The organism is Nocardioides sp. CPCC 206348, assembly GCF_048654705.1.
GTDB lineage: Bacteria > Actinomycetota > Actinomycetes > Propionibacteriales > Nocardioidaceae > Nocardioides.
Window position 1 is genome coordinate 1 of sequence record NZ_JBMCZA010000153.1, and the last position, 8,437, is coordinate 8,437.

An 8,437-nucleotide genomic window follows, 5' to 3' on the forward strand; every position below is an offset into this window, starting at 1 on the left:
GTCTCAGCCCATCATCTCCGCGCCCGTGCGCACCGCGTCCCGGATCCGGGAGTAGGTCCCGCACCGGCACACGTTGCGGATCGCGTCGAGGTCGTCCTCGGTGATCGCGCGGCCCTCCTGGCGGACGCGGTTGACCAGTGCGACGGCGGTCATGATCTGGCCCGGCTGGCAGTAGCCGCACTGGGCGACGTCGTGCTCCAGCCACGCGTCCTGCATCGGGTGCAGCCCGTCACCCTCGACGGTGTCGGCCAGGCCCTCGATCGTGGTGATCTCGTCGTCCTCGCCGATCGCGTCGACCGGGACCGAGCACGGGTTGAACGCCTTGCCGTTGATGTGCGAGGTGCAGGCCTTGCAGACGTTGATGCCGCAGCCGTACTTGGGACCGGTGACACCGAGGATGTCGCGCAGCACCCAGAGGATGCGGACGTCGTCCTCGACCTCGACGGTGACGGTCTCGCCATTGAGCTTGAAGGTGTGCGTGGGCATCAGGGCACCTCAGGACGTGTAGGAGAGGCCGTCGGTCGGCGACTGCGGCACCGACGGGATGAACGACTTGGGCTCGAAGTGCAGCGGATCGTGGAAGTTGATCGGGAACTCGGTCGGCATCTTCCCGGTGGCCCGGGCGTAGGCGCAGGCGACGGCGGCCATCGACGCCGCCACGCCGGCCTCACCGACTCCCCCGGGCTCCTTGCTCTCCGAGTCGAGCACCTCGCACTGGAAGTCGAAGGGCGTGTTCCACTGCCTCGTGTACGCCGAGTTGTCCCAGCTCGCCTCCAGGAAGTGCCCGTCCACCAGGTGGTTGCCGTACGTCAGGGCCTGCGCCATGCCGTCCATGAAGCCACCCATCATCTGGGCCTTGATGCCGGCGGGGTTGATGACGACGCCGGCGTCGATCACGACCAGCGCCTTGGTGACCCGGGGCCCGGTGACCGCGTCGCGGACCTTCCGGTTGACGGTCTCGGGACGGCAGTCGATCTCGACCAGGACGGCGGTCGCGCCCTTGTACTCCTTGTGGATCGCGATCCCCTGCGCGGTGCCCGCGGGCATCGCCTTGCCCCAGTTGCCGAGCTCGGCGGCGCGGTTGAGCACCCGCTTGACGACCGCGCTCTTGAGATGGGCGCGACGGAAGGCGACCGGGTCCTGCTTGAGGCGGGATGCGAGACGATCGACCATCAGCTCGTTGGCCGTGGCCACGTCGGGCGAGTAGATGTTGCGCACCGAGCTGGTGTTGAACCGTCGCGGATCGTTGTCGGTCTCGTTGAGCAGCTGGGTGATGACGCCGAAGTTGTAGGGCAGCTCCTGGGTCAGCATGAAGACCGATTCCGAGAAGGTCAGGTTGCCCAGTCCGGTCGGCAGCGCTGCTGCCTCGGCGGTCAGGCGTTCGCCGAGCCCGTGGGTGAAGTCGGTGGTCACGCTGGTGTGGCGCTGCTCGAAGGTGATGACGCTGCCCAGCAGCACCGTTGCGCGGATGCGCGAGGTCGCCATCGGATGCACCCGGCCCTGACGGGGCTCGTCGGCCCGGTGCCACATCAGCCGCACCGGAGCGCCGAACGCCTTCGACGCCCGGGCCGCTTCGATCGCCCCGTCACTGAACAGCTTGCGCCCGAAGGACCCGCCGCCCTGGACGACGTGGACGGTGACCTTGCGTTGCGGCAGGCCCAGCTCCTTGGCGATCAGTCCTTGCGCGGTGATCGGCGACTTGAGGCCGCTCCAGATGGTCGCGGAGTCGGACCGTACGTCGGCGATCGCGCAGTTCGGCTCCAGCGCGGATCCACTGCGGAAGTTGAAGATGAACTCCGCCTCCACCGACGTGGCGCCCAGCTTCGGTACGGCGAGCGGGAGCTGGGCCCGGCGCAGCTCCTTGAGGACGTCGGCCGACGACTTCCCGGGAACGGTGCCGCCGTCCCACTCGACGTCGAGGGCCCGCACGGCGTCGATGCACTGGCCGAAGGTGCGGGCCCGCACCGCGACCCCCGTGGCGATGATCGCCACGTGTGTCACCCCCGGCATGGCCTTCACCGCGGCTTCGTTACGGACCGACACCGGCTTCCCGTTGAGTCCGGGCGCCCGGCACACCATGGTCGGCAGGGCGTCCGGGACGTCGATGTCCATGGCGAACTGCTTGCGACCGGTGACCGCGTCGAGCGCGTCGATCCGCCGTTGCGGGGTGCCGACGATGGTCCGCTCGGCGGCCGCCTTGAGCCTGACGCTGACCTGCCGGGTCTTCGGTGAGGCAGCAGCAGTGGCCACGTCGCCGTACGTCACGGACGAGCCGTTGGGCGCACTGATGACCCCGGCCTTCGCGATCAGGCTGTTGAGTACGGCGCCCAGCTGAATCGCGGCCGCTTCGAGAAGTGCCTTGCGGGCGACCGCGGCGGCGACCCGGATCGGCGTGTACATCGAGACGATCGTGTTCGAGCCACCCGTCAGCTGGTTGAACAGCAGCTCCGGACGAGCGGGTGCGAGGGTCACGTGCACCCGGTCGAGGGGCAGGTCCAGCTCGTCGGCGATCAGCATCGCGGCTGCGGTGGTGATCCCCTGGCCGACCTCCATCCGGGGCAGCGCGAAGTGGGCGTCGCCCTGCTCGTCGACCCGGATCCCGATCTGGTTCGCGGTCGGCAGGGCGCAGTGCGTCAGGAAGTCGTTGAGGTCGTAGAGCTCCGGGATCTGCGGCAGCGACGGAATGGGAATCGCGCTCGCTGGACTCGCTCCGAGCGTCAGGTCGGCCATCACCATCAGGCTGGTGCCACCGACGACGTACCCGACGAATGATCGTCGGCTCAGCTTCGCGGCAGGCTCCCGCGCTTCTTCGTTCCCCATGTGCCAACCCCCGAGATGTGACGACTGTCACTGCACCACGGGAGCCGCGGATTGGTCAACGGTTCAACCAGATCAGTGCGGCATTTTTCCTCCGATCACACCCCCTGTTGTCGATCGGAAACGCACATCCGTCGAGAGAAGTGGAGCGGGCCGTGGCTCGACGCCTCGTCCGGACCGCGCTGCCCCTGCTGGGCTTCGCGGTGGCCTGTGCGCTGGCGATCCTCGTGGGTCGGGCGACCCGCGTCGACGGCAGCGAGATCTCCCTGGCCTGGCCCGCCGCGGCCGTCGCGGTCCTGTGGGGCATCCACGCCAGCGGGCTCCCCCGGGTCCCGGCCGCGGTCCACTGGACGCTGTTGACCGTGCTGACCGCCGGGGTCACCCTGGCCACCGGAGCCGAACCCCAGCTGGCCGTCTGGTTCGCCGTCGTCAACCTCGCCCTCGCCGCGGTCACCACCTCCGCCCTTCGGTACGGCGGCCGCTCGGTCACGTTGCGTGACCCGGCGGACCTCGCGCGGCTGGTCGGCGCCGTCACGGTGGGCGCGCTCGTCGCAGCGGCGCTGGCGGTCGCGTACTTCGCCCACGAACACCACGAGAACCTGGTGCGCACCTTCTCCCTGTTCGCGGTGCGCAACGGTGTCACCGCGCTGACCGGCGTCGCGGTGGTCCTTCGCCTGAAGGACGTCCGCTGGACTCCCCCGCGCCTGTCACGCGCACGGGTCGCGGAGTCGGTCGTGTGCGCCGTGGTCGTGACCGCGCTGTTCGCCCGGATCTTCTGGTTCAACCCGGGCCTGCCGACCGGTTTCGCGATCATGCTGCCGGCCATGTGGGTGTCGCTGCGCTACTCGACGACGACGAGCAGCCTGTTCCTGGCCGCGGCCGGAACGTTCATCGTGTGGGCGACCTTCCTGGACCGCGGCCCGCTCCGGGGCATCGCCGCCGAGGAGCAGGCGCTGCTCGCCCAGGGCACCGTCGGCAGCCTGACCCTGGTGGTGCTGACCTTGTCGCTGACCCGCGACTCCCGCAACGCACTGATCGCCGAGCTCCGGCGCCTGGCGCTGCACGACCCGCTCACCGGGCTGGCCAACCGCACGCTGCTGGTGCAGCACCTCGACAGGCACCTGGAGCGGCCGCGCGTCGCACCCCGCGCCGTGGGCGTGATCTTCCTGGACCTGGACGGCTTCAAGCTCGTCAACGACGCATGGGGGCACCGCGAAGGAGACCTCCTGCTCAACGAGATGGCGCACCGGATCAGCGCCGCCGTACGCCCGGGCGACCTGGTGGCCCGCTTCGGGGGCGACGAGTTCGTCATCACCTGCCCCGGCATGGCCTCCGTCGAGGACCTGCACGCCCTCGCCGAGCGGGTCCGGTTGCAGGTCGCCGAGCCGTACGGCACGACGGCCGACGCGCCGTTCGACCGGATCACCGCGAGCGTCGGCTACGTGCTGTCCGATCGCAAGAGCACCAGCAAGTCACTGATCACTGCCGCGGACAGGGCGATGTACGACGCCAAGCGGGCCGGTTGCAACCGGTCGGCAACGACCGGTCAGGTGCCGAGCGCCTGGGCGACCATGGCCACCGAACCCGCCGGAACGCCCGGGCTGTAGCGGTATCCCTGCACCTCGTCGCAACCGCGCTCGCGCAGGTAGCACTCCTGGGCCTCGGTCTCGACACCCTCGGCCACCACGGTCATGCCCAGGGCGTGCGCCATCACGATGATGGCGTCCACGATGGCGGCGTTGTGGTCGACGCTGGTGATCTCCTGCACGAAGGAGCGGTCGATCTTGATCTTGTCGATCGGGAACTTCGTCAGGTAGGCGAGGCTGCTGTAGCCGCGGCCGAAGTCGTCGACCACGATCGTCACGCCCATTGCCCGCAAGGACTCCAGCATCGACACCGCGTCGCCGTGGTCGTCGATGAGCAGCCCCTCGGTGATCTCGACCTCGAGCTGTTCCGGCGCGATGCCGGTCTCCTCGATGGCCTGCGCGATCTCGTCGAGCCAGGCGCTCCCCCGCATCTGGCGCGGCGAGACGTTCACGGCGAGACGCAGCGGACGCCCCATCTGGAGCTGCAACGCGGCCAGCGCGGCACACGCCGTACGCAGGACCCAGCTGCCGAGTGGCGCGATCATGCCGCCGTCCTCGGCCACCGGGATGAACCGGTCCGGAGGGACCGAACCGAGCGTGGGGCTGGTCCAGCGGGCCAGCGCCTCGACGCCGACGACCTCGCCGGTCGCCAGGTCCAGCTGGGGCTGGTAGGCGAGGGAGAGCTCACGCTGGTCCTGGTCGAGGGCCTGGCGCAGGGCAGCCGAGAGCGCGAGCCGCTCGTGGTTCTCCTCGAGCATTCCCGGCTCGAACCACTGCACGTTGTTCCGGCCGGCTGCCTTGGCCTGGTACATGGCGATGTCCGCGTGCTTCAACAGCTCACCGGGATCGACCGCGTCGACGGGGAACCGGGTGCCGCCGATGCTGCCGGTGACGACGAGCTCGTACCCGTGCACCACGACCGGTGCGAGGACGTCAACCATCAGTCCGTTGATGCGGCGGTCGAGCTCGGCGTCCGGCGGCACGTCGTGGAAGACGATGACGAACTCGTCGCCGCCGAGACGTGCGACGAAGTCGTCCTCACGCGTCCACACCCGCAGCCGCTCGGACACCACCAGCAGGAGCTCGTCCCCGATGTGGTGGCCGAGCGAGTCGTTGATCCGCTTGAAGTGGTCGAGGTCCAGCAGGAGCAGGACCGTGTGCAGGTCCGAGCTCGCGCCCTCCTCGAGGGTGACCGCGAGGTGCCGCACCAGGAGCGAACGGTTCGCCAGGTTGGTGAGTCCGTCGTGGGTGGCCATGTGTTCCATCTGCTTGCGGTCCTCGACGCGGTGCGTGATGTCGTAGGCCACGACCAGGAACCCGGAGTCCTCCCCGCTGTCGGACTCCAGCGGCACGATGGCCTCCTGGACGGGGATCATCCGCCCGTCCCGGTGGCGGTACACCCACTCGTTGTCGTCCCCGTGGGCATCGCCGAGGATCGGTGTGCCGTCACCGTGGGTACGACGTCCGGCACCGTCGATCGCGGTCAGCGACGTGTCGATCAGCTCCCCGGCGCGGTAGCCGAGCAGCGACTCGGCGGCGGGGTTCGCGGTCACGATCCGGCCGTGCCGGTCGGTCGCGATGATGCTGAACGGGATCGTGTCCAGGATCGAGCGGCGCAGCACGTCGTGACGGACTGCCGCCTCGGCAGCCTGGCCGCGGAGCCGCTCGGTGATGTCGATGACCGACGCCAGCACGAAGCGCTCACCGTCGATCACGATCGGGTTCAGGCCGATCTCGACGGGCATCTCCGTGCCGTCCTTGCGCAGGCCGAACAGCTCGCGGCCGACACCCATCCCGCGGCGGTCCGGGTGCGCGAAGTACGCGTCGCGCTCGACGTCGTGATGGTTGCGGAACCGGGTCGGGATGAGGTCCTCGACACGCAGCAGGAGCAGCTCCTCGCGCGTGTAGCCGAATGACCGCTCCGCCTCGGAGTTGACCAGCACCAGGCGACCACTGCCGTCGACCACGATCATGGCACTCGGCGCTGCCTCGATGATCAGGCGCAGGCGATCCTCGCGCTCGATCCTCGCCCGCAGTGCGGTGTCCTCCGCTCGGGATTCCATCGCCCCTCCAGTCGTCCGGGGTGCCCGACTCCGTTCGGTGCCCCCACGTGACCGTTCCTTCGGCCATTCCCTGCTCGAACCAAGGAAATCGGGACCTCGGTCCCGATTTCGTCGACGATCGGCCACCCTGTCGTCGTACTCCGGCGGGGACAGGCGGCGTTTCCCTATCGTCGAGGACATGGAGAAATCCGGGACGCAAGGACTGCAACGGGCAGTCGGAGTGCTGATCTTCGGCACCGCCGCCATCGGCGCCGGACTGCTGTGGTGGTCGGTCTCCGACACCGCCAGCAGGGCCGCCGAGCCGAAGGACGGCCTGGTCCTGGGGGCCTGGCACCTGCTCTACGACACGGAGATGCCCAGCGTCTCGACCCTCGCGGCCGCGGCGGGACTGGCGCTGCTGTTCGCCGCCGGTGTCGCGCTCCTCGAGCGCCGGATCGCGAACCGGGCACGCCGCAGCGACGACGGCCACCGGCTCCCCCTGTCCCCTCGCCACGTGATGGCCGAGACCCGTGGCCAGTTCCACGGAGAGGTCACCCTCACGGTCCTGGTGCCCGCCCACAACGAGGAGCAGGCCATCACCGGCACCCTGGCCGCGCTGTTCGCGCAGTCGTACCGGCCCCAACGCGTGATCGTGGTCGCCGACAACTGCACCGACGACACGGTCGCCCTCGCCCTCCGGGCCGGTGCGGACGTGATCGAGAGCCAGGGCAACGTGCACAAGAAGGCCGGTGCGCTGAACCAGGCACTGGCCCGCGTGCTTCCCGCGCAGGGCGAGAACGACCTCGTCATGGTGATGGACGCCGACACCTCGCTCGACGCCGGCTTCCTGGACGCGGTCGTGCGCCGGATGACGGAGGACCGGGGCCTGATGGCCATCGGTGGCCTGTTCTACGGCGAGGAGGGCAAGGGCCTGATCGGCCAGTTCCAGCGCAACGAGTACCTCCGGTACGGCCGCGACCTCCGTCGCCGCCGCGGCCGGGTCTTCGTCCTCACGGGCACCGCCACGGTCTTCCGGCCGCGTGCCCTGCGCACGGTCGCCGAGGAGCGCGGGCGGATGCTGCCCGGCGTGCCCGGCGACGTCTACGACACCCTGGTGCTCACCGAGGACAACGAGATCACCCTCGCCCTGAAGACCCTGGGCGGGCTGGTCATCTCGCCGGCCGACTGCACCGTCGTGACCGAGGTGATGCCCACCTGGCGCGGCCTGTGGGTCCAGCGCCTGCGGTGGCAGCGCGGCGCGCTGGAGAACCTCGGCGAGTACGGGATGCGGCCGGCGACCTTCCGCTACTGGGCCCAGCAGCTCGGCATCGGGTACGGCGTCATCGCCTTGATGTCCTACCTGCTGATGATGGCGCTGATGACGCTGTCGTTCGACTCGTGGGTGTGGTTCCCGTTCTGGCTCGGCACCGGGATGGTCTTCACCGTCGAACGGATCATCACCGTGTGGCCCGGAGGCTGGCGCGCCCGCCTCCTCGCCGCCACCCTCTTCCCGGAGCTCGCCTACGCACTGTTCCTCGACATCGTCTATCTCAAGGGGATCATCGACATGTCGCTGGGCCGAACGGCCAGCTGGGGAACCGTCGTCCAGACCCCGACGCACCGAACGGTGGATGCCTGATGAGCAGCCTGTTGTCACCCCTGGGCATCCTCTTCCCCGAGGCCCTCGTGCGTTCGCACCCGTTCGCGATCCTCGCGGCGTTCGTGGCGATCAACACGGTCATCTACGTGGCCCTCACCGTGGCCAAGGCGCTGCCGAAGGTCTACGTCGGCGACTACCTGCCGCGGAGGTACGCCCGGGCCGAGACCCGGAGCATCTACCCCGACGGCCCCCACTGACGCCTCGGTGGTGGAGGTGCGAGGAGACAGCGAAAAGCACAGCGACGAGCCTCGAAACCCCCGAGCGGGCTTCGAGGCTCTTCGCTCGCACCTCCATCAGCGGAGGTGACTACTGGGCGGACGCCTCCGCGAGCA

At 69.4% G+C, this 8,437-nt stretch carries 6 protein-coding genes; 3 read left to right on the forward strand and 3 right to left on the reverse strand.

All coding sequences use genetic code 11. From position 1 onward, the window contains the following. Positions 1 to 3: 3 nt before the first annotated feature. Positions 4 to 486, reverse strand: coding sequence for a (2Fe-2S)-binding protein (locus ACOADB_RS10690; protein WP_378598030.1), 483 nt, complete (start codon positions 484 to 486; stop codon positions 4 to 6). A gap of 9 nt (positions 487 to 495) precedes the next feature. Beyond that, positions 496 to 2,820 (reverse strand): molybdopterin cofactor-binding domain-containing protein, encoded by a 2,325-nt coding sequence (locus ACOADB_RS10695; RefSeq protein WP_378598032.1) that lies wholly within the window; start codon positions 2,818 to 2,820, stop codon positions 496 to 498. A 152-nt stretch (positions 2,821 to 2,972) separates the two neighbouring features. On the opposite strand from ACOADB_RS10695, the gene ACOADB_RS10700 reads away from it, so the two are divergent. Then, entirely contained in the window at positions 2,973 to 4,424 is a 1,452-nt protein-coding gene (locus ACOADB_RS10700) for a diguanylate cyclase (RefSeq protein ID WP_378598034.1), read from the forward strand. Here the strand turns inward: ACOADB_RS10700 and ACOADB_RS10705 are convergent. Next, positions 4,364 to 6,466, reverse strand: coding sequence for a putative bifunctional diguanylate cyclase/phosphodiesterase (locus tag ACOADB_RS10705; protein ID WP_378598036.1), 2,103 nt, complete (start codon positions 6,464 to 6,466; stop codon positions 4,364 to 4,366). The genes ACOADB_RS10700 and ACOADB_RS10705 overlap by 61 nt on opposite strands. A 178-nt stretch (positions 6,467 to 6,644) precedes the next feature. On the opposite strand from ACOADB_RS10705, the gene ACOADB_RS10710 reads away from it, so the two are divergent. Together ACOADB_RS10710 and ACOADB_RS10715 are read left to right on the forward strand one after the other, a co-directional pair. After that, complete coding sequence (locus ACOADB_RS10710; RefSeq protein ID WP_378598038.1) at positions 6,645 to 8,084, forward strand: glycosyltransferase; 1,440 nt, start codon at positions 6,645 to 6,647, stop codon at positions 8,082 to 8,084. Beyond that, positions 8,084 to 8,302 carry a hypothetical protein gene (locus ACOADB_RS10715; protein WP_378598040.1) on the forward strand — a complete coding sequence of 73 codons (219 nt, stop codon included), beginning with the start codon at positions 8,084 to 8,086 and terminating at the stop codon, positions 8,300 to 8,302. Before ACOADB_RS10710 ends, ACOADB_RS10715 begins: the two co-directional genes overlap by 1 nt. Positions 8,303 to 8,437 lie beyond the last annotated feature (135 nt).